At 57.8% G+C, this 21,951-nt stretch carries 14 protein-coding genes; 4 read left to right on the top strand and 10 right to left on the bottom strand.

The window, feature by feature from the left end; all coding sequences use genetic code 11:
* The first annotated feature begins 51 nt into the window (after nucleotides 1-51).
* The 3 genes from AC4PCC_RS00535 to AC4PCC_RS00525 all read left to right on the top strand — a co-directional run bounded on the left by AC4PCC_RS00535 (nucleotide 52) and on the right by AC4PCC_RS00525 (nucleotide 2,155).
* Nucleotides 52-1,380: an MFS transporter gene (locus AC4PCC_RS00535; RefSeq protein WP_492126054.1), complete on the top strand. Its 1,329-nt coding sequence runs from the start codon at nucleotides 52-54 to the stop codon at nucleotides 1,378-1,380.
* Nucleotides 1,381-1,504: 124 nt separating this feature from the next.
* Complete coding sequence (locus AC4PCC_RS00530) at nucleotides 1,505-1,846, top strand: type II toxin-antitoxin system RelE/ParE family toxin (protein ID WP_492126053.1); 342 nt, start codon at nucleotides 1,505-1,507, stop codon at nucleotides 1,844-1,846.
* A gap of 9 nt (nucleotides 1,847-1,855) precedes the next feature.
* On the top strand, nucleotides 1,856-2,155 hold the full coding sequence (locus AC4PCC_RS00525) for a helix-turn-helix domain-containing protein (protein WP_492126052.1): 300 nt from the start codon (nucleotides 1,856-1,858) through the stop codon (nucleotides 2,153-2,155).
* Between the two features lie 80 nt (nucleotides 2,156-2,235).
* On the opposite strand, the gene AC4PCC_RS00520 is transcribed toward AC4PCC_RS00525, so the two are convergent.
* Nucleotides 2,236-4,302 (bottom strand): AsmA family protein, encoded by a 2,067-nt coding sequence (locus AC4PCC_RS00520; RefSeq protein WP_492126051.1) that lies wholly within the window; start codon nucleotides 4,300-4,302, stop codon nucleotides 2,236-2,238.
* A 108-nt stretch (nucleotides 4,303-4,410) separates the two neighbouring features.
* A complete protein-coding gene (locus AC4PCC_RS00515) occupies nucleotides 4,411-4,809 on the bottom strand; it encodes an alginate lyase family protein (RefSeq protein WP_492126050.1) in 399 nt (132 codons plus the stop codon).
* A gap of 667 nt (nucleotides 4,810-5,476) precedes the next feature.
* On the opposite strand from AC4PCC_RS00515, the gene AC4PCC_RS00510 reads away from it, so the two are divergent.
* The gene (locus tag AC4PCC_RS00510) at nucleotides 5,477-6,358 is read left to right on the top strand and encodes an alpha/beta hydrolase (protein WP_492126049.1); all 882 of its coding nucleotides are present in this window, start codon (nucleotides 5,477-5,479) and stop codon (nucleotides 6,356-6,358) included.
* A 76-nt stretch (nucleotides 6,359-6,434) separates the two neighbouring features.
* On the opposite strand, the gene AC4PCC_RS00505 is transcribed toward AC4PCC_RS00510, so the two are convergent.
* The 8 genes from AC4PCC_RS00505 to bcsA all read right to left on the bottom strand — a co-directional run bounded on the left by AC4PCC_RS00505 (nucleotide 6,435) and on the right by bcsA (nucleotide 21,903).
* Complete coding sequence (locus AC4PCC_RS00505; RefSeq protein ID WP_492126048.1) at nucleotides 6,435-7,931, bottom strand: M16 family metallopeptidase; 1,497 nt, start codon at nucleotides 7,929-7,931, stop codon at nucleotides 6,435-6,437.
* A 246-nt stretch (nucleotides 7,932-8,177) separates the two neighbouring features.
* Nucleotides 8,178-9,464: a dicarboxylate/amino acid:cation symporter gene (locus AC4PCC_RS00500; RefSeq protein ID WP_067700308.1), complete on the bottom strand. Its 1,287-nt coding sequence runs from the start codon at nucleotides 9,462-9,464 to the stop codon at nucleotides 8,178-8,180.
* A 300-nt stretch (nucleotides 9,465-9,764) separates the two neighbouring features.
* Nucleotides 9,765-11,759 carry a biofilm formation regulator HmsP gene (gene hmsP, locus AC4PCC_RS00495; RefSeq protein WP_492126047.1) on the bottom strand — a complete coding sequence of 665 codons (1,995 nt, stop codon included), beginning with the start codon at nucleotides 11,757-11,759 and terminating at the stop codon, nucleotides 9,765-9,767.
* Between the two features lie 140 nt (nucleotides 11,760-11,899).
* Nucleotides 11,900-12,898: a family 8 glycosyl hydrolase gene (locus AC4PCC_RS00490; protein WP_492126046.1), complete on the bottom strand. Its 999-nt coding sequence runs from the start codon at nucleotides 12,896-12,898 to the stop codon at nucleotides 11,900-11,902.
* 11 nt (nucleotides 12,899-12,909) lie between these two features.
* Entirely contained in the window at nucleotides 12,910-13,377 is a 468-nt protein-coding gene (gene bcsD, locus AC4PCC_RS00485; RefSeq protein WP_492126045.1) for a cellulose biosynthesis protein BcsD, read from the bottom strand.
* 2 nt (nucleotides 13,378-13,379) lie between these two features.
* On the bottom strand, nucleotides 13,380-17,180 hold the full coding sequence (locus AC4PCC_RS00480; protein WP_492127600.1) for a cellulose biosynthesis protein BcsC: 3,801 nt from the start codon (nucleotides 17,178-17,180) through the stop codon (nucleotides 13,380-13,382).
* A gap of 8 nt (nucleotides 17,181-17,188) precedes the next feature.
* Entirely contained in the window at nucleotides 17,189-19,804 is a 2,616-nt protein-coding gene (bcsB, locus tag AC4PCC_RS00475; RefSeq protein ID WP_492126044.1) for a cellulose biosynthesis cyclic di-GMP-binding regulatory protein BcsB, read from the bottom strand.
* On the bottom strand, nucleotides 19,801-21,903 hold the full coding sequence (bcsA, locus tag AC4PCC_RS00470; RefSeq protein WP_492126043.1) for a UDP-forming cellulose synthase catalytic subunit: 2,103 nt from the start codon (nucleotides 21,901-21,903) through the stop codon (nucleotides 19,801-19,803). Before bcsA ends, bcsB begins: the two co-directional genes overlap by 4 nt.
* Between the last annotated feature and the right edge of the window lie 48 nt (nucleotides 21,904-21,951).

Below are 21,951 nucleotides of genomic sequence, written 5' to 3'. Positions count from 1 at the left end.
CCGTTGCAGTGCGTAAGATTCTGTAACACGTCTTAAAAATAAGAAACTGCTATGCAAGCCTCTATCGCCCCTGCTTCCGCCGGCCAACCCGATGCCGCCCCCGTAAACTCACGCGGTAAAGTCCTGATCGCTTCACTGGTTGGTACCGCCATTGAGTTTTTTGATTTCTATATTTATGCCACCGCTGCGGTAATCGTTTTCCCGCATATATTCTTCCCACAGGGTGATGCCACCGCCGCGACGCTCCAGTCGCTGGCGACCTTTGCCATCGCTTTTATTGCACGTCCAATAGGCTCGGCGCTGTTTGGTCACTTTGGTGACCGCGTGGGCCGTAAGGTCACGCTGGTGGCCTCCCTGCTTACCATGGGGATCTCAACCGTGGTGATTGGCCTGCTGCCAGGTTATGACACCATCGGGGTGTTCGCCCCGCTGCTGCTGGCGCTGGCGCGCTTTGGACAGGGCCTGGGGCTGGGCGGAGAATGGGGCGGCGCGGCGCTGCTGGCGACGGAAAATGCGCCGGCAAAGAAGCGTGCGCTGTACGGCTCCTTTCCACAGCTTGGCGCACCTATTGGTTTTTTCTTCGCCAACGGAACCTTCCTGCTGCTCTCCTGGCTGCTGACCGACGCGCAGTTTATTCAGTGGGGATGGCGCGTACCCTTTATTCTCTCGGCGATTCTGGTGCTGGTCGGCCTGTACGTTCGCGTTTCGCTGCATGAATCACCGGTGTTTGCCCGGGTGAAAAAAGAGCATAAGCAGGTCAAGGTGCCGATCGGTACGCTGCTGACAAAGCATCTGAAGGCCACCGTTCTCGGCACCTTTATTATGCTGGCGACCTATACGCTGTTCTATATTATGACCGTCTATTCCATGACTTACGGCACCACCCCGTTACCCGACGGGTTAGGTTTCCCCCGCAATACGCTGCTGTGGATGCTGATGGTGGCGGTGATTGGCTTTGGCGTGATGGTCCCGATTGCCGGGCTGCTGGCCGATCGCTTCGGTCGCCGCAGGACGATGATTGTGATTACGCTGATGATTATTCTGTTTGCGCTGATTTTCCCGTCCATGCTGGGATCCGGCAACCAGCTGCTGGTGATGGCGTTCCTGCTGTGCGGCCTGAGCGTAATGGGGCTGACCTTTGGTCCAATGGGCGCCCTGCTGCCGGAGCTGTTTCCCACGGAAGTCCGCTATACCGGGGCCTCTTTCTCCTACAATCTGTCGTCGATTCTGGGTGCCTCCGTGGCCCCCTGGATCGCCACCTGGCTGGCGCATAATTACGGTCTGTTCGCGGTGGGCATCTATCTGGCGGCAATGGCCTGCCTGACGTTAATTGCCCTGCTGGCCTGCAAAGAGACGCGCCACGAAACGCTCTACGACTAATTATCCTGATCACACAAAAGCCTGCTCAATCACACATTGAGCAGGCTTTTTTTTTGGCAGTCTTGCTTTTATAGCCTTGTAGCTATAAGATAGTTTATAGCAATTAGGCTATAAAGGTAAGGGTATGTGGCAGGTCATTACAACGGAATGTTTTGACGAGTGGTTTAACACGCAGAGTGAACCACTTCAGGAAGAAATCTTAGCAGTCTTAATCCTGTTGGCAGAAGAGGGACCGGGTCCTGGACGCCCTCACGTTGATACGATTAAAGGATCTTCGTTCTGCAATATGAAAGAACTCCGCATACAGTACGCCGGGAGCCCTTTCAGAGCATTTTTTGCCTTTGACCCGAAACGAAGTGCAATCGTTTTATGTGCCGGTGGTAAGACCGGGATTAATGAAAAACGATTTTACAAGGATATGATCAAACTGGCTGATGCCGAGTTCAGCAAGCACCTGAGAAAGTAAGGAACTGTTATGTCTAATCTGGATAAAATGCTGGCTAAGCGTAGTCCTGAAAGTCAGGCGCGTATTAAGGCCAGAGCTGACGAATTGCGGCAGGAACTTGCTTTAAGTAAATTACGCATTGAGTTGAATATGTCGCAAACAGAGATGGCGGCTGCCTTAGGCGTTAAGCAACCTACGGTTGCAAAAATGGAGCAGCCTGGTAACGATCCGCGATTATCTACACTAAAGCGTTATGTCGCTGCGCTGGGCGGGGAGTTGAGTATTGATGTGACGTTACCAACAGGTAAAAGAGTGGCATTTCACCTCTAAAAAAGCCTGCTCAATCACACATTGAGCAGGCTTTTGTGTCTTCTGAAGCCGGGCCAGATTAAGTCCCTGGCCCGCTGCGGTTATTTCTTACTTTTCATTTCCTTTAGCACGTTAGTACACTGGTTCTGCTCGTTGTCGCTGGGCGAAACCAGTGCCAGCAGCGCCGCTGCGGGTGCGACCACGGCGCCCAGCGCGACGGCCGCGGCACCGCGCGCAATCAGCGGACCGGCTTTTACCCCGGCGTCGGGCTTCTTAAAGGTACCGCGTACGTAGAGCGGCGAGCGCAGGGTGACGATGCGCACCCCTTTACTCTCCGGATTGATCGACAGATCCATTCGCTCGTTGGCAAAATTGGTGGTGCCATTGATATTAATTACCGCATTTTCCGTATCGAATACAAAGAGTTTACTGGTGGCCAGCCCGTTCCTGACGTTGAGATCGGCTGCGGCGCAGTTAATACGTACCTGGTCGTCGCCAAACAGCTTGCCCACCACGTAGTTACCCACGTTAAGACCGACAATTTCCATCAGGCTACGGCTGATGACGCCGTCGTTCATCAGCATTTTCAAATCGCCGTTGCTGGTCGCCAAAATATCCGCCACGGAGTTGCCGGTGCCGCTCAGGCTGGCATCGCCGTTCATCTGTCCCATACTGCTCTGCATCGCCGCCACTTTAGGGAACAGCTGCTTTAGCTTCAGATTACGGGCGTGCAGATCGGCCCGCGCGCGCATCGGCGTATGATTCCCTTCCATATGAATGGTGGAGTTCAGGCTGCCGCCCGCCACGCCGAAGCGCAGCGGATCGAGCAGCAGGTCGCCGTTCTTCAACACCAGATGGGTATAGAGATCGCTCAGCGGCAGCGAGGTACTGTGTTCAATGCGCTTGCCGCTAAACTTCACGTCGGCATCCATTACGCCCCAGCTTTTGGTATCAAACCTGTCGTGCGGCAGTACGCGGTCAGCGGGCTGATTTGAAACATCGCCCCGCTTCGCCTTAGCCTGTTCAGTCTTACTGCTGTTCTTGCCGGAGTTAACCCCAATCAGCGGGCCAAGATCGGCCATACGCAGCTGGCGCGACTCCAGCGATCCTTCCAGTTTGGGCCGTGGCTTGCTCTGGGTATAGGTCATGGAACCATGGATATCGCTGTCGCCAATATGGCCGTTGAAGTTTTCATAGTTGAATACCGGGCCGCCTTTTTGCTGGAAGTGCGCAATCAGATGACCATCGGTTTCGTAAGGGGGCGTATCGGGCAGCACAATCCCGGTCAGGCCATAAAGGTTAGCCAGCGTGTCGCCCGAGAAGCGCAGGCGAATATTCAGCCCGCCGAGATTAAGCGGATCCTGCAGGGTGCCCGCCACCTGGACACGCGTGCTGCCGTTACGCACGTCGGCCTGGAGCGGGAATGGGTTGGTTTTACTGCGCAGCGAGAGCATTCCGCCAATTTTACCCTCTCCGTTCAGCTTCTCGCCGTTGTAAGTTCCGTCTGCTTTCCAGCCGAAAACGAAGTCGGATGCGCCCTTCTGACCGGAATCATCTTTACTGCCGGCGACCTGGCCATAAGGCACGGGTTTACCCAGCGGATTCACGGTCACCTGAAGATCGGCCTTATTGATGGCATCTTTCACGGCAATCTGTGCACGATCAAACAGGATGTTATCCAGACGGAATGTCCAGGCAGAGGGAGGCTGGTTCGGGTCTGCATTCTCACTGCTGGCCAGATTAAAGGTCCAGTTATTTTTATGGTCAGCGGTCTGGAGCAGCCTGGCATCCGGCTGGGTCAGGCGGATCCAGGGAAGATAAATCTCCTTGCCTAACAGCGCAAGCGGCGAGAGCGTGGCATCCACCCGATTCAGGTGCACCATGGTGACTTCAGGTATGTTTGCCGGGTTACCCAACATAATATCTTCCGCGTGTACCTGCGGCCAGGGAACCCAGCTACGCCAGCCATGTTCTTCCCGATTACGCGCCCAGTTGACGCCCAGATCGCCGCGTATGGCAAAGGGCCGGTTCAGCTCGGTTGAAACTTTCTGGTTAATGGTGGGCTTAAGTCGGTTCCAGTCAAACAGGGCGATGATCACGACAATCACCACAACCAGTAACAGCACTATTCCGACAATCCAGCTAATTATTTTTCCCGTACGCGACATACCTGGTCTCCTTGCTCGCTTCGGCTTTCACTAAAGATAGTCCAGAGAACAGGAAACGGCACCCGACAGGGTTGATTAGCAAGGTTTTAGCCTGCGAACGCGCTCACATTAATGCGGGCTAAAATCAGGAAGCGCCAGCAGCCAGGTATCACGCCGGGCGCTAATTAGCGCGCCGCGCTGCGCATGCCCGCTATCAGTATGTCCCGGCGTAAAAGTAGCCTTTTCGATATCGCGCCGATAGCGCCGACTGTGCAGATGATTGTCCGCCCGCGCTGGCCGCCATAGATCATCCGCGCCGCTCAGGGTAAGGGATTGCAGACGGGCGGTAAACGCGGCCAGCCTCACACCATCCGACTGGTTATTTTTGCTGGCAGGGTTAATTTCCCCATCGCGTCGTATCCAGCGCCCCTGCGGATTATGCGGATCCGGCCACCAATACGCGCTAATGCTGAGATAGTCATGCTTTGTGCCGCCCAGCGGCACCTGCCCCTTTTCCGTTACGCTCATAAGCGGAGCGTCCAGTGCCCGGTCAGCCTGATGCTGAAGCTCTTCCCATGCCAGCTGCGTCCGCGCAGAGGCGCGCTGGGTATGAAGCTGTGCCTTTACCTCTGGCAGGTTGCTGCGCCGGGGCGCAGAGGCAAACCAGCAGGAGTGCCAATGTAACCGTTACAAGTCGACCCATTTGGCTGCTCTCCCGTTCAGGTTCAGGTTCAGGATGTTCACTCTACCGCTGAGCGGGCCAGTTGAAAATGGTAAGCGGATGGATAAAGAGCGGAAAAAATTAGCCGTGGGGCAATTCGCCATATTCGTTATTTCCGCTTGATCGACACAGGGTAATACCTGTTAATTTGCGTGAAGGAAATATATTACGCTGAATCCGTAAAGCAGATTAACTCTACTGCCAGCAATAACCCTGCTGGGGCATATTTATTAATTTATTATTCGACTTATCAGACATTGATTAGCGTTATTCGCGCGTGAATGCTCCCCTGATTAACCGAGGAAAACCCGCCTCCGATTATACCTGGGTATAAGTCTGAAACTGGCTATTCCCGCCTTTGTTTAACTGGACGCATTATTAATAAACGGGCAATGTTTCAGCCATTCGATATGACTTGCTGCTCCGTTTTTCTTCGCGGCTCACCCTTACAAAGAATATAAATCAGGAGCGCCCATGAGAACTGAAATTATTAATATCTGGCCGCAGGGTGATGCACCCGGTGCCAGCGATTCACGGGCGCAACCGCAGATTATTGACCTGGCGCGAGAATATGAGCCTTTCGATCGTGCCGCCAGCGGCGTACGCTGCCCGGAACTGGCGTTCTGGTATCCCGAGGAGAAGAGCGACAACGGCGTGACCCTGCTGGTCGCGCCGGGCGGGGGCTTCGAGCGTATTATGATTGATAAAGAGGGCAGCGCGCTGGCGATGTTCTTTACGGCGATGGGCTATACGCTGGCGGTGATGACCTATCGTCTTCCTCAGGATGGCCATCATGAAGCCGCAGACGCCCCGCTGGCGGATGCCCAGCGTGCCGTTCGGGTGCTGCGCCACCGGGCGGCTCGCGGTCTGAACGGTAAGCGTATCGTGATGATGGGCTTTTCCGCCGGGGGCTACGTCGCCGCCAGCGCAGGGACCCGCTTTAGCGAAAAACTCTATCCGGTACAGGATATTGCCGATTCGCTGGCGGCGAAGCCTGACGCGCTGGTGCTGGTTTATCCGGTTATTAGTATGCGTGAGGGGCTGGCACATAAAGGTTCGCGGCTGAGGCTGTTAGGCGAGCACCCTACCCAGCGCGAAATCGAGGCTTATTCTCTGGAGACGCGCGTCACGGCGCAAACGCCACAAACGCTGCTGATCCACGCGGTTAACGACGAATCGGTGCCGGTCAATAACAGTATGGTGATGTTCAGCGCGCTGCGTGAACACCACGTCAACTGCGAACTGCATTTTTACGAAAAAGGCGGCCATGGCTTCGGCATCCGCAACGTCGCCGACCTGCCGCTGGCCAGCTGGCCAATGCTGGTGAACGAATGGCTGCGCGCGCGAAGCTGGTAAGAGGTGGCTAAGCGGCGACTGACGTAATTGAGCCGCGACTGACGTAATAAGGGCGGCCTGTCGCCGCCCTTAAGCCTTAGTTCTGCGCGGGGGGAATATCGGAAACCGCAGGACGGGTATCCTCAATGCCGCCCGATGGCGTCACCTGCATCGGGGTCATGATTTTATGCCAAATATCCTGTAGCCCGGCGACGTTATTTTCCACTTCTCCCTGCGGCTGCATCAGCACCAGCGTTGGTTCCTGTGAAAGCTGCTGGCGCAGTTCCTGATTCATCATTGGCAGCGTCAAACCTGCCAGAAAGCTCTGACGCAGCTTTTGATACTGCTCAGGCGCAATGTCCACCACCGCATTCTGCTGCGAGCGCAGCCGCTGACTAATCAGCACGTCAGTGCCGGTTCGCGCATAGGTGGCAAACAGCTTATTCAGTTCAGCCGTCTTCTGCGCCATCAGCGCATCGAACTCATCCTGCGGCAGGCCGTTGTCGCGAATATTCGCCATCTCACGAGCAACCAACGTCAGGTTGCTTCCCAGCGCGGCGTTATCCGTTTCCATATTAATGGCGCACTGGGCGCGCTGATAAAATACGCGGCAGTCAAACCCCACCTGGGCTTTTTGCGTTTTATTGTCGGCGAGCATCTTCTGCACGTGCCAGAAAAGCGCCTCGCGAGCGAGGTCGCTTTGCCAGTAGCGCAGCAAATTCTGCGAGTCCCGGATAGGCTGCCAGGCGGTATCCCACACCAGTGACAGGCGATCCTGGCCGAGGGTATTGTTCCCCACCAGGTTGATCGGCTTCTGCGCCAGAGGGGAGAGCGTGGGCATCGGTGAAGGAACATCACGCTTACCGCTGAGTGGGGAGAACGTTTTACCAATCTGCTCGACCAGAGCACGGCTGTCGACATTCCCCACCACCAGCAGCGTCATGGCATCCGGCGTGTACCACTGCTTGTAGAAGGCATTAAGCTTGTCGGGATCGACCGGCGTTCGCGTGTCCGCCGACGGATCGTGACCCAGCAGCACCGATCCCTTCAGGCGGTAGCGCCACCAGGGATCGCGCGGATCGGTAGGCCAGCTGGCGCCGGGATCGTCGGCCTGGAGGGCGGTGTTCACCGTCTGCTCGTTAATCGTCATATTTCCCCCGGTTGCCGCCAGCCAGTTCATGGCTTCTTTCAGCAGCTCCGGCCTGTTGTTCGGCAGGCTCAGGGAGTAGATCGTAAAATCATAAGACGTGACGGCGGGCGGCTGAGGATGTTCAGAATCGATGGCCTGCTGCCAGAGCGCGCGCTGCTGGGCAGGGTCGAGCTTCGCATTATGCACAAGCGCAAGACGCGGAAGTAAATGGCTGAAGCCAGCCTGTTCGGTATTTTCAACCAGCGATCCGGTATTAACAATCAAACGCACTTCGATGCGGTCACTCGGCCGCTGCGGCGTGGTCAGAACCTGCCAGCTAAACCCGTTATCAAGCTTTCCCTGCTGCCAGGCAGGATCGGGTTGGAGCGTTTCAGCCTGCGCAGTGATGCTGGCGACGGCCAGCAGTATCCCGCCAACCAAAAGACGAATTCTGGTGCCCTGCATGTGAACCCCTAATCAATCACAAACCCAAAAATGACTAACAATCTGCGGCCTGTGGTTATCACAAGGATGGATAACTCTGTAAAACCGCTGTTTTTAAAACGAAGCAGCTTTTTAGACCGCGACGAGGCGAGGATGTCGCATTTTTGAGTGAAAAATCTTAAAAAGATATGCAGGTTATTATGCAAATGCCCGCTGCGAGGGCAAGTCGCGACGGGCATTTTGGGGAATATTTAGCAATTTAGCGAATTAAAGCGTGGTTTCCGGCAGCTTTTTTCCCTTTTTAGAGGCGGTCAACGTCGCTTTAAGCTGTTGCTCATCCAGCTGTCCAACCCATTTTGCCACCACCAGGGTCGCCACGCCGTTGCCGACGAGGTTGGTTAGCGCGCGCGCTTCCGACATAAAACGGTCAATACCCAGAATCAGCGCCAGCCCCGCCACCGGCAGATGCCCGACGGCTGAAAGGGTGGCAGCCAGCACGATAAACCCGCTGCCGGTCACCCCTGCGGCCCCTTTTGACGAGAGCAGCAGCACCACCAGAAGCGTGATTTGGTGCATGATATCCATATGCGCGTTGGTCGCCTGAGCAATAAATACCGCCGCCATCGTCAGATAAATAGAGGTGCCGTCGAGGTTAAACGAGTAGCCGGTCGGAATGACCAGCCCGACGACGGACTTTTTACAGCCCAGCTTTTCCATTTTATCCAGCATGCGCGGCAGCGCGGATTCAGATGAGGACGTGCCCAGTACGATCAGCAGCTCCTCTTTGATATAGGCAATGAACCTGAAGATATTGAAGCCGACCGCGCGGGCAATCAGCCCCAGCACCACCACCACAAACAGGATGCAGGTCAGATAGAAGCAGAGGATCAGCTGGCCCAGCTGCACCAGCGAGCCGACGCCATATTTACCGATGGTAAAGGCCATCGCGCCGAAAGCACCGATCGGGGCCAGGCGCATGATCATATTGATAATGCCAAAGATCGCCTGGGAAAATCCCTCAATAAAGTTAAAGACCAGCGTGCCTTTGTCGCCCAGACGGTGCAGGGCGAAGCCAAACAGAATGGCAAACAGCAGTACCTGGAGGATGTTGCCGCTGGCGAAGGCCCCAATAACGCTGCCCGGGATGATATCCATCAGGAAGGCGACGACACCCTGCTGCTCGGCCTGCTGCGCGTAGACGGCAACCGCTTTGGCATCCAGCGTCGCGGGGTCTACGTTCATTCCCGCGCCGGGCTGCAAAACGTTCACTACCACCAGCCCGATCAGCAGCGCAATGGTACTGACCACTTCAAAATAGAGCAGCGCCACGGCACCGGTACGGCCCACGGCCTTCATGCTTTCCATTCCGGCGATGCCGGTAACCACGGTGCAGAAGATCACCGGGGCAATAATCATTTTAATCAGTTTGACGAAGCCGTCTCCCAACGGCTTCATCTGGGCACCCAGCTCGGGGTAGAAGTGCCCCAGCAACACGCCGATGGCGATCGCCGTTAATACCTGGAAATAAAGGCTCTTAAACAGAGAAGTTTTCATAAGAATATCCGTTAACGGCAGGTGGCAGCGGGTTAAATCGCTTTCGTTATAATCACAATGCTCTGCGAAAATAACACCCTGTTAACGGGATTGATATAAGTTGACACAATTTGCCGCCGCTCTGCATTTCATTATTTGAGCTGCATCACGTAAGCAAAGCCGAGAGGCCTTTTCTGACCGTGGCGGGACGCTCTGAGAGGATTGAGAGAGGCGTCGGCCAGCATTGAATCCATCCTGTCATGGGGGATCGACTCACCCTGCCACAGGGGATACTTCACACCCTGCCGGAAGGGATTGAACCTAACCTGCCAGATAGCGCTCGGTGAAAATCGCCACCGGCAGCGCCTCTGAATAGAGATAGCCCTGACCGATATGGATGCCGCGCGCCAGCAGCCAGTCGCGCTGCCCGCTGGTTTCAACGCCCTCGGCAATCACCTCAATCTTGATGATGCTGGCGATAGCCGCCACGATACGCACCATGGTGTCGTCCTGTGGCAGCGAACAGACAAAGCTGCGATCCATTTTGAGCTTGCTGATCGGCACCGACTTAAACTGACTCAGCCAGTTCAGATTCGCGTAGCCCATGCCAAAGTCGTCCAGCGCCACCCGGATACCCACCTGCTGTAGCTCGCGGAGCAGCCGCAGCGCCAGCGCGGGCTCGCCAATCTGCGCCGTTTCGGTAATTTCCAGCATCAGGCTACCGGCGTCAATCCGATGGCGCTGAATAAGCCCCTGTAAATGCGCCACCATATCGCGCTCGCGCAGCTGAGTGGCAGAAATATTCACGCTGAGCGCCAGGTCAATACCGCGCTTCTGCCAGGCGGCCAGCACCCGGCAGGACTCCTCAAGTACCCAGCGGCCCAGCGCACCAATCACGCCAATCTCTTCCGCATTCACGATCAGCTCTTCGGGCAGCGACCAGCTGCCGTCCGGCTGGCGCATACGCAGCAGCGCTTCTGCACCAACCACCGCGCCGCTACGCATATCGATCTGCGGCTGGAGATAGAGGGCGAACTGTCCCTCGTCCAGCCCCTGCAAAATATCGTGCTCCTGCGTCAGGCGCTTATGCGCCCGCTCGGTCATCTTCGGCTCGAAAAACAGGATTTGGTTTTTCCCCTGATGTCGGGCTGACATCATCGCCGATGCGGCGCGACTGAGGAAGTCCTGAGCGGTCAGCGGCGTTTCTGCCCGCTGGGTCATACCAACGCTAATATTCGGGCGCAGCGAGAGATGCTGGATCGCCACCGGCTGGTTCAGCCGCATCAGCAGCAGGCGCGCCAGCCGGATTGCCCGGAAGGGGTTATTCGCCCGTTTCACTAACAGCACAAAATCACTCAGTGAGAGCTGCCCCAGCACCGTCTGTTCATCAATGCACTGACGCATTTTCTCCAGCAGCGTCAGCAGCAGCGCATCACGCTGTTCGTCCGTGACCACGCCGTTCGCGTCCTGAAGCGTTTCTATCCGCACCACTATTACCGTAAAGACCTCATCCCCGGCGACGGTTTGCAGATGCTCTTCAAGTAGTGCAAGGAACAGCGCCTTGTTAGGCAGGTTAGTCAGGGCAAATCGCGTCGTCTGCCTGCTCATCTCAGTGTGTGCCGAGGCCGTAACCTGCTGGTTATAGTTATAGCTGCGGATAAGCATCCCCAGTTCGTCGTCCCGATGACGGGGCGGCAGCGCCAACCGATGGGCGAGAATATCCTGGGCAGGCAGCTCATGCAGTTCGTTGGCTATTCTGCGCAGTGGACGAACAATCAGCTTATTGATGCACCAGCTCAGGGCGACAGAAAGCGTCAGCGCCAGCAGCAGATAGGTAGTTACCAGCGTCGAGAGGGCGCTGAGGATAAACTGATAGACGCGCCAGGAGTCGGCGCGCAGCCGAAGCATCGCCAGCGGTTTTGGGTTAGCGGGCTCGACGGAATAGAGCGGTACGGTTATCTGAACCGGCAGTTCAAACAGTTTGGCGATAAGAGGGGGAACCGGCTTTTCCGCTGCAAAGTCGGTATGCAGTACGTGCAGGCCGTTAGGTAACACCACTTCCGCACGGGCAAGCACCCCCGCAGGCTTCAGCGAATCAAGAATGACGCCGGCCTGACCGATATCCGCCTTCAGTACCGCCTGTGACAGCGGCTGGCGAACGGTGTGGGCGATATTTTCCATCTGCTGGGCATAGTCAACCCTGCGCTGCTGCACAAAATGGAAAAGCTGAATGACGATAAAAATTGAGATGGTGACGATCGAGACTCCCGATACCGTCGCCATCTGTTTTATCGTTAATGACCGACTGACGCGCAAGCCTGTTCTCCGACATCCTGGATGCCGCCCCGGACGGGCGGTAAAAACTGTCCTGAGTATATCGTATGACGGCCGCTTGTTAAGTTCTCCCTGACTTCATCCGGTGGATTAGGTGTTTTCCGAGGAAAAAGGCGGGCGACTCAACGATCTTTCATCGCCAGCCAGGCCAGCAGATGCAGGCTTGCAGAGTAGTAGTCTTCGCTGTTATCCAGCCGATCGCTGATATTACCTGTCTCGTTCAGCGTCAGGTCCCGTACCGCCAGCAGGCCACCTGCCATGGCGTAGGGCGCCCGGCTGTTACTCATTACGTCAATCCACGCCGGGGTTTGCAGACGGGAAAAGTTCATCCAGAAGCGCTGGAACGGCACCAGCTGAAGGCTTTGCGAGTCGTACCAGTACAGATACAGTGGAATGCGAATGGCATCATAGCTAAAGCGCGGAGGCCAGTCCGTTGCCGGGGCGACCGTACCATCAGCGTTTAGTGCCACCCAGTCCACGGGCAGGTCGGTCTCACCAAAGCGCATTTTAGACAGCAGGCTCATGCCGCTGTCGATCAGGTTGTCCCACACTTTCAGGTGGCTGCGGCTGGCAAAGTCACGCCAGGCCGGAAACAGAAAATAGGAGGGATTGAGCACCACATAGCTGGTTTTATTGAAGCCCTGCGAGCCGGGCAGCATAACCGTATAGCCGCCAAAGGTGACAACATTATGGCTGATAATAGCGCGCTGGATCTGGTCCGAAGCGTCCAGATAAGCTTTGTTATGCCACTTCTGCCCTGCTTTAAGCAGCGCCCAGGCGATCAGCACGTCGCCATCCGAGGCGTTATTGCTATCCGCAATCGGCCTGGCCGAATCTGGCGTGTATTTCCAGTAAAACAGTCCGTTTTGCGGATTTTTCAGATGCTGCTGGGTCCAGCGCCACAGGCCGTCGAAGCTGCTGCGATCGTTGTACCATACCGCCATCAGCATGGCATATCCCTGCCCTTCGGTATGGCTGACGTTATTGTTTCCCGTGTCCTGTATGCGCCCGTCGCTGGTCATAAAGCGCGTTTTAAAAGTACTCCAGCCGTCAGCCGCGCTGGCCTGCGCGCAGCTGATAGCCAGCAGCAGCAGAATGAGGCTCGTTCTCAGCAGCTTCATTATTATCACCCTCAACGCTGGTAGCGAAAATTAAGCGTGGCGTCGGCATCCGTCGCTTCGCATACCACCGGCACCGTTGGGGCACCGCCCTGTTCCTGTAGCCAGCGACCATATAGCCCGGTCAGTACCGCCCCCAGCGCCTGTTGCCACTGGCGCGCATCAAACTGGTCATCACCCGGCGGCAGCGCCATGTGACAAATCACCATGGCGGTCTCCCGTGGCTCTATCTCGACAAAGCCCCAGTTAAAGCGTGCCAGCACCTGATTAATCTGCTGTTCCAGATCCGCCACGGTCTGCGCAGTGCCCAGAGGGTAGCGGGTGGCCAGGTTGTCCCCCATTTGCAGCAGAAAGGCATGACTTTCACGTTCGCCAGCATTACGCAGCATGCCGTTAATGATCACGCTCAGCAGGTCAAACCAGCCCGGCTGATACTGCTGCTGCCGGTAGTAATCCAGGGTGCGGTCGGTCGGTTCACTCATGCTTATTTTTCCCCGAGCATATAGCGGAAATAGAGTTGTGCAGTGCTTTCGTTATAGTTACCAAAGGTGTCGTAGCCAAGCTGCCCGCCAATAGTAACGTCTTTATTTACCTTATAATCCGCACCAGCATGAAGATTATAGCCGATGCCGTTTTTGCTGCTGCCCTGATACCAGGCCTCCGTGGCGTAACCCGCATTGGCATAGCTCTCAAGTTCGGCCTGCTTTGCTGAATCGGTCGGGAAATAAGCGCTGCGATCCTCAGAGTAGGACTGGTAACCCACCGAGCCGCCTATTCTGACTTTCATATCCTCGTAGTTTTTGCTCCAGTCCACCGGGAAGGATACCGCCACAAAGTCCTGCGGGCTGAAGTAGCCGCCCTGTCCGTAGCTGTAGTAGCTGAGGTTTTTTGAGAAGTCCATCCAGCTCATGCTGATACCGGTTTTCAGCTCGCTGCTGTCGTCGTGGAAGGGCCTGACATAAGCGCCCGCCTGACCCAGAATGCTCTGGTTACTCTCAACGTTCTCACCCAGGTAGCTATAGCCCCCGGCACCGACGTAAAAGCCGGCATCGCCGTTATCATAGCTCAGCAGCGCGTTACCGCCGTTTTTGGTGACCCGCCCCCAGCGTTTGCCGCTCAGCTTGTCCTCCACGCCAACGTAGGAGAGCAGGCTGTCGGTGACCGCGCGGCGTTCACCGGTCAGGATCAGCGTCAGGTAATCCGTCAGTTTAGGCGACCACTGAATGCCGCCCACCAGCGTGCTCAGATCCTGCCCCAGCGGCGTGGAGCCAAGATCGATTTTGAAATTATCGTTGGTCAGCCCCAGGTTCACCTCAACGCCGGAGGCGTTCTGCGAACCAGGGGAGTCCAGATTCACCGTGCCCGGTGCAACGTTGTTTTGCGCGGCAATGCGGCCCTGCTCCAGCGCCCCGGTACCGAAGCGCGCAACCGAGGTCCCCGACGCGCTGCCCGCGCTCAGCGTGACTGGCGTCAGGGTGAAGTCGAAGCGCGTATCCCCATAGGGCACCGTTGACCAGGTGAGCGGCGCTTTCGCCTCGGTCAGCTTGCTCAGGCCGGATTCGCCATCGCGTCCCCGAACCTGCATACCGCCCTGGATCCAGCTGCCGGTTCGCGTCTCCAGGTCATCAATCAGGGTATCCACCTGATGCAGCGTTTGATCCTGTGGAGAGGTTGCCACGTCCGCCGTCTGCGCGGCAGCCTGGTCGTTTGCCGGAGCCTGCTGCCACGGCATCACCGTGCCATAGGTGGAAGGCGAGCGGCGCGGGGATGAGGTGGTGCGGTTGATAAAGGGATTATCCGCCAGCGCCATGCCGCCAATCACCGGCGTGGTGCCGGTTTCGGCACCCTGAATGCCGGTTAGCTTGCCGCGCGCGGTGCGCAGATAAGCCAGCGCCTGCTGGTGATCGCCATCGGCCTCCGCCACGCGCGCCATCAGCAACAGCCGATCCGGCGTCTGCTCACCATGCAATCCGCCAATCAGGCTCTTCGCTTTCGGCAGATCGTGGCTGGTCAGCGCCACGTTGATCGCGCCCACGCGCGCATCCTGGGCCGGCGTATCGCGGGTCATCAGATAGTCATAAACCACGCCCGCTTCTTTGTTCATCTTGCCGGACTGATAAAGACGACCCATGGCAAACATCAGATCGACATTTTGTGGGTCGTGCTGGAGTGCGCCAATCAGCTTGTCGTATGCGGCCGCGTACTGCCCCTGATTACGCAGGCGGTCGGCCTCGTTGATGAGATAGCCATTCTGAATACTGGCAAGCTGAGTAGGCGTACTGCGCGACTGGAGTTCCGGGCTGTTGAGGAACCGTCCGGCTTCTTCCGTCAGCCCCGCCTGATTCAGCACCGCCACCTGGGCGGCGTAATCCCCCGCGTTGCCCTGTACGCCGCGCTGCATGTTGTTTCGCACCACGGCGATCGCCGTGGTCAGATCCCCGACAGCGGCCAGCCCCTGCGCCAGATTTCCGGCATCGACCGGGCTTTCCGGCGGGTTGACCGCCAGCGCTTTAAACGTATTGGCGGCAGCGACACTGGCTCCCTGCGCCAGATACTGCCGGGCAACCGCCATTTGCAGATTAAAATTCACCCGGCGGGAAAGCAGACGGGTTTCGCGGGTCTGCGCCCGGGCGGGCAGGCGCGCCAGCAGCGACTGGGCCTGCTGCCAGGCACCGTTTTCGCTGGCAAACAGTGCGCCGGCATAGATATCACTGTCGCTGGCGCCCGGGCGGAACGAAGACTGCATCACGCCGGAGGCCAGTGCCGTATTGCCCTGCTGCTGATAAATTCGCGCCAGGTCGAGGCGCAGCCAGGCGTCGGCCGGATAGCGCGCCATCCCCTGCTGGAGGAGGGTAATCGCCTGCTGAGGATTTCCCGCCGCCAGGGCCTGCTTCGCCTGACGACGAACAGGATCGCTGGTTGCGCCGGAATGCGGCGTCACGCTGGCACGCACGCTGTCCGGCAGCGACGCCAGCAGCGTACTGGCTTCCGCGCTGCGATTCTGTTGGCGCAGCACGTAAAACAGCCCCTCCTTCGCCGGGCGGTTATCCGCATCGCTTTGCAGCACCGCACGGTAGGTCTGCTCTGCCGCCGCAGGCTGGTTGCTGCGGCGCTGTACGTCGGCGCGGAACAGCTTAGCCGCGATGCCTTTCGCGCCTTCGGCCTGGGCCAGGGGTTCACTCAGGCTCAGCGCCCGATCGCTGTTACCGTCCTTCATCGCCTGCTGAGCCTGCGCCAGCTGAGCGTAGAAACGGGCATCGTCCGCCTGTCGCTGCCGCTGCTGGCTGCTGTCTCCCCCCTGCTTAGCCGCACGATCGAGGTAATCTGCCGCTGCCGCATAGTTGCCGCTGCGCTGGGCAACATAGCCCAGCCCCGCCAGCACATCGGCATCCTGCGGATTGGTTTGCAGGACGCGATTAAAATCACTCTGCGCCTCGGTGACGTTACCGCTGTTCAGGGCGGTAAAGCCCTCGCCTTTTTCGGCGCCTCCCGCGCCATTGCGGAAGCGATCGGCGACCGCGCGATCCTGCGGATGACGCTGCTGATAGTGCTGATAGAGCGCCGCATCCTCCGGCTGTGGGCCGAGCCACAGCAGCGCCTGACGCAGCGAACGATCCGCATCCGCATTGCCGTCAGCCATGCCTTCCAGCAGCTGAAGGCCTTCGCGCCGGGTCGATTCCTGGTAAGTCAGAGCCTTACCCAACGCCAGCTTCGCCCCGGTATCCTGGGGATGCTGAGCCGCAAACTGACGCAGGTGATCCACCGCCTGCGGCAGCAGCGTGCGGTCGCCCGCCATGGTCAGATAATACTCGGCAGCCACGCTGGCGGGGGGTTCGCTGCCGCTAAAGGTGTTACGCCAGGTTTGTAACGACGCGGCGATGTTGCCGCTGCGCGCCTGCTGACGGGCCAGGGTAAGTTCCGCCGCCGGGATAGCACGCAGCTGGCGCGCGCTGTCCAGCTCGGCGAGCCGGGCGTCCTGCGGTGAAAGCTGGCTGAGACGCGCACGCCACCTCGCCGCGGCGGCTTCATCGCCGCTCTGCTGCGCCCAGAGCGCCATCAGATAGATCGCCTGGCTGTTAGACGCATCGACCATCAGGACTTTGTTCAGCGCATCGCGCGCCAGCTCGTCATGGGCTTTCTGATGCCAGTAGTTAGCCTGGTCGAAAAGCGCCTGGATGGCCGGATTCACCTCTGCGGCCAGCGCGGGAAAAACCAGCGCGGAGGCCGCCAGGGTCAGGCCAGGCACCCAGCGCTGGCACAGGGCGGAGAGCGTTTTAATTTTCATCATCGTCTTCACTTCTTCTCGCCAGAGGAGCGGGCGTCCTGCTGTGGGTTCAGGCGTTTCCAGGCGTGACGCCTGAGCAGTGCGCAGGTACTGAGTCCCACCGCCGCACAGAGCAGCAGCGCCAGTACCGCCAGCACGACCGCGTGCTGGCTGGCATACCATACGACCATCATGTACCACGGCATCTGACCGCTCGGAAACTGTGCGCCAACGCGAAAGCTGCGAATGCCGTTTTCATCGGTGATGATTGCCGTATCGCCCCGTATTCCGGCGTTAATGCGCGGCAGGGTCAGATCCTCGTGCAGACGGGCAAGCTGGCTGTCATTCGTTGCTAACGTCATCACCACCAGCCGCGTACTGTTCCAGGGTGAGCGATAGCTGATAAATCCGCGCCAGGCATCGTTCGAAGAGAGATAGCGATCGGCATCAACCGCCTGACCAAACCAGTCACCGGTTAGCCAGCTACGCAGGTTATCCAGCAGCCCAGGTTCTGCTACCCCCAGCTGGTGGCCGTTTATCCTGTAGCGCGTCCCTTCCAGCATGGACTGATTGAAGTCCGTTTGCGTCAGGGTCGATACCGCCAGCACGTCGCTGTTATGCAGCCGTTCATCACGCTGACCGTCCTTTGGCAAGCCGAACATCACCACATTATTGCTCAGCGCCACGCCGGTGGCATTCCCCGAACGTCCGGCCATATCCAGCAGGGTGCTGATTTCCGCGTTGCCCGGTGACGGAGGGAGCATCAGTACGGTCTGTGAATAGTCGGCAAACCGGCTAAACGGGAAGGATGCGCCGACAAAGTAGGAGAGATTGGGCAGCAGGGTAAAGTGACGGGTATGGCTCAGATCGATATAAGCGTCATCCTCGATATGGCTCTTAATGTTATTACTGGTCAACACGCTACAGGGCGCGGAGGCCTTTGGGGCAATGTTGAAGTAAAACTGCAGCTGGTTGTCGCCGTAAATCAGGTAGGGATCGAGTTTAAGGGTATATTCTTCCAGCCGCGCATCGCCGCCCAGGCGGTGCCAGATATTCTCCAGCAGGCCGACCTTATTCACGGTCAGGCTGCGCAGAAAAGTGCCGTTCAGGCTGACGTTAAGCCAGGATTTATCCTCGTCAATCCAGCTTTCGGACGGGAAACGGTAGTTCACCTGGATCGGCAGCGTATCGCCATCCCAGAGGAACAGATCGGGCGCTGCCCGAAAGTTTACCCGCAGCGCATCGTGCCCGATGCCGGTGGTGGTCAGGCTTTGATCCTTACGCAGCAGCTCACCAAGGCGAACCGGCCGATCGGTTCTGATCCAGCGCGGGGCGTCCCAGGCTTTGCGCAGCGGCAGGTTCTGCACCCCGACGGCCAGCGTTGAGGCGTCCATGTCCAGCGGCTGCGTCAGTCGCCAGGCGGCCTGGCGCAGCTCCTCGTCGCTGTTGCCGATCACCAGCATCAGCTTGTAAACCGGGTTAAGCGGGTTGTCGACCATCTGTAGCGTGGGGCCTGAGACGCGGGGAACGGCCAGGCCACCAATTATCTCGCCGGGACGGGCAAAAACAACGCCGTTTTTTTCCGGCAGATCGTTACGAACGACCGGAAAGTCGATGCCGCGATAATCGGTTTGTATACCAAGCCAGGAGGCGACAGTGGCCGCCGCGCTGACCTCCCCCGGGGTAATCTGCTGGCCGAAGATCATTGAAACGCTGGAGGGTGTCATACGCAGCGGATCGATAAACGGACGCGGGAAGTTGCTCAACCTGTTGCCGATATTCAGCTGCTGCCCGTCCAGCGACAGCGTCGAATTTGGCAGGATAGTGAGCTGGTAAAGGCTGGCGCTGTCGCGTTCGCACAGCAGCTGGTCGGCCTCATTGATTTTGAAGCTCAGGTTATTGCTGGAAACCACCATCGCCGCTGGAATATCCAGCTGATAATCCTCGCTGGCGCTGTCTGAGGCGCTTAACGGCAGCGTGCCCAGCGGCTGACCATTGAGCATCAGCTGGAGGGAGGTGTTGCGGGCGGCCAGCGCGGGCGAAACCCGAAGCGACAGATTCATTCGCGCATTCGTGACCACTTCATCCGCTGGCAGCGTGAAGACAATCCCGGACTGTAGCTGCCTGCCGGTCAGCAGTATTCCTCTGGGCTGGCCCATCTGTCCGACCGTCACGGTGCTGGAGAGCGGCTGGTTGGTAATCAGGCTGCTCGCGGGCGGCGCGGCGGAAACCACGGGCGGCAGCGGCGGCAGACCAGCAGGTAGCGGCGCAGCGCTCTCCTGCGCGAAGGACTGCGCGCTGTCAGTCGGTGCCGCCTCGGCTGGCGCAGCCTGGGCCGCGCTGTCGGTCGGTGTTATGCCCGCGTCTGCCGCGCTGTTCTGCGGGAGTGGCGCAAAATCCGCAGATGGAGCCGCGCTGCTCTGCGGCTGTCCGCCGTTCTGTACCGTGTTCGCACTGGACTGTGCTGCGTTCGCACTGGACTGCGCCGCGTCAGCACTGGCCTGCGCTGCCGGGGTACTGACGTCAGCAGGTGGAGGTATGCTTGATAGCGCACCGCTATCCTGCGTGACGCTGTCAGGCGCAGCCCATACGCTGTTCAGGGTCAACAGACCCCCAACGCAGAGTACAGATATCAGTCGCTTCATGCTACGCCATCCTCTTCAGCCTTAGCGGCCGGACGTTGATCTTTATTGCGTCGGTCTTTCCAGGTCAGCCAGAACAGTTCGAATACGGTACGAATGATGGTCAGCAGCGAACGCAGCGGTTTATCTTTTGGCCCCTCAGGCCGAATCCAGGCATCCGCGCGGGAGAGCACTACGCGTACCAGTTCACGGCGGCGTGAAAGGGGAATTTCATCAAACTGCAGGCGAATAACGTCCTTTTCTGCGCCGATAATCCCCACCGGGATAGAGATCGCGCCGGACTGTAGCATCAGATCTATCGCTTCAATAGCGTCACTTTCATGACGGCTGTCCGGGGCGATAACCTGCGCCCCGCCCATCGACAGATTGACCGTCGTGCTGCGCGAGCTGATGCCGCTGGCGTAGTGGAGTATCACCGGCAGCGTCACCGCGACGCGGATGGTTTTACGCGTTTGCTTCGTTTCACGGGCGACGGCAATGGCCGCCATCAGAATAATCAGGCTGAATATCGCCCAGCCGACATTTAACGCGATAACCCAGGGATCGACGCCAAAATAGTCATGGGCCACGGCGCGCACAATGCCGTAAACCACGCCAATAAACAGCAGAGTGGCGCAGATAACGTGCGGCCGCACAATATTAAAGTCGAAGAAGCCCACATCCAGCAGCCCTCCTTTATCCGTCACGTTAAACTTGCCATGCTTCGGTGAAATCATCGTCAGCAGGGTGGGGATAATCAGGTGGAACGCCATTACCGTTTCGTAGATTTCACCCCAGAAGGTGGCGCGAAAGCGGCCATTCATGCGCGAGTTAACGTAGAGCGACATAAACAGGTGCGGCAATACGTAAGCAAAAATCAGGCTGGCCGAAGAGTGAATAATATTCAGGTTAAACAGCAGGTAAGCCAGCGGCGCGGTCAGGAAGATCACGCGCGGCAGGCCAAACTGGAAGTGCAGCATGGCATTGAGATAGCACAGCCGCTGCTGCCACTTCAGACCGCGCCCCAGCAGGGGATTATCAACGCGAAAAATCTGCGTCATGCCGCGCGCCCAGCGGGTACGCTGCACCACATGCAGGCCGAGACGCTCGGTCGCCAGCCCTGCCGCCAGCGGCAGCGCAAGAAAGGCTGACTTCCAGCCACGGCGCTGCATTTTCAGCGCGGTATGCGCATCTTCGGTCACCGTCTCAGTCGCAAAGCCACCGATTTCTTCCAGCGCTGAACGGCGGATCACCGCGCAGGAGCCGCAGAAAAAGGTGGCATTCCAGTTATCATTCCCCTGCTGCACCGGGCCGTAAAAGAGCGCGCCTTCGTTAGGGATTTCACGCGCCGCTTTGAGATTGCGTTCAAAAGGATCGGGCGAATAGAAGTAGTGCGGCGTTTGCAGCAGCGCCAGTTTAGGGTCTTTCAGAAAGGGCGCGACGGTCGCCTGCAGGAAAGCGCGGGTTGCCACGTGGTCGCAGTCAAAAACGGTGATCAGTTCGCCTTTGGTGATGTGCATCGCATGGTTAAGATTGCCTGCCTTGGCGTGGCGGTTATCATCGCGGGTGATATAACCGACGCCAGCATCGGCGGCAAAAACGGCGAATTCACTGCGCTTGCCGTCATCCAGCAGGTAAATTTTGATTTTATCGCGCGGATAATCAATGCACTGCGCGGCCAGCACCGTATCACGCACCACGTCGAGACTTTCGTTATAGCTGGGGACATAGATATCTACCGTCGGCCACAGGCGAATATCATCAGGCATTGGCTCAATGGTTCGCTTTAGCGGCCATGATGTTTGCAGGTAGCCCAGAATGAGGATTAGCCAGACATACAGCTCGGCAATAAATAAACCAATTCCCAGAATCGCTTCCACTTCCGAATTAAACGACAGCGTCTGCGTCGCGCGCCAGTATATATAACGCGTTGACATCAGGGCAGAAAGAAACACCATGACCATAGAGACATTGCGGCTTTTGCTGAAGCCCAACATAAATAAAAGCGCGATGCCGATCAGGCCAAAAATATACTGCTTCTGGCTGTCCATAGGCGTGATCACAATCACTGCGGCCAGCGGAAATAACACCAGTAGCAGAAGGTAGTACAGGCCTTTTTTCATAAGTCATCCTGGAAACGAAACTATTATTCTGTGTCGTAGCGCAGGCAC

This window comes from Erwinia sp. L03-1 (assembly GCF_058686115.1).
The sequence above is the reverse complement of the archived record's forward strand: the minus strand, read 5'-3'. Positions and strand labels throughout refer to the sequence as shown.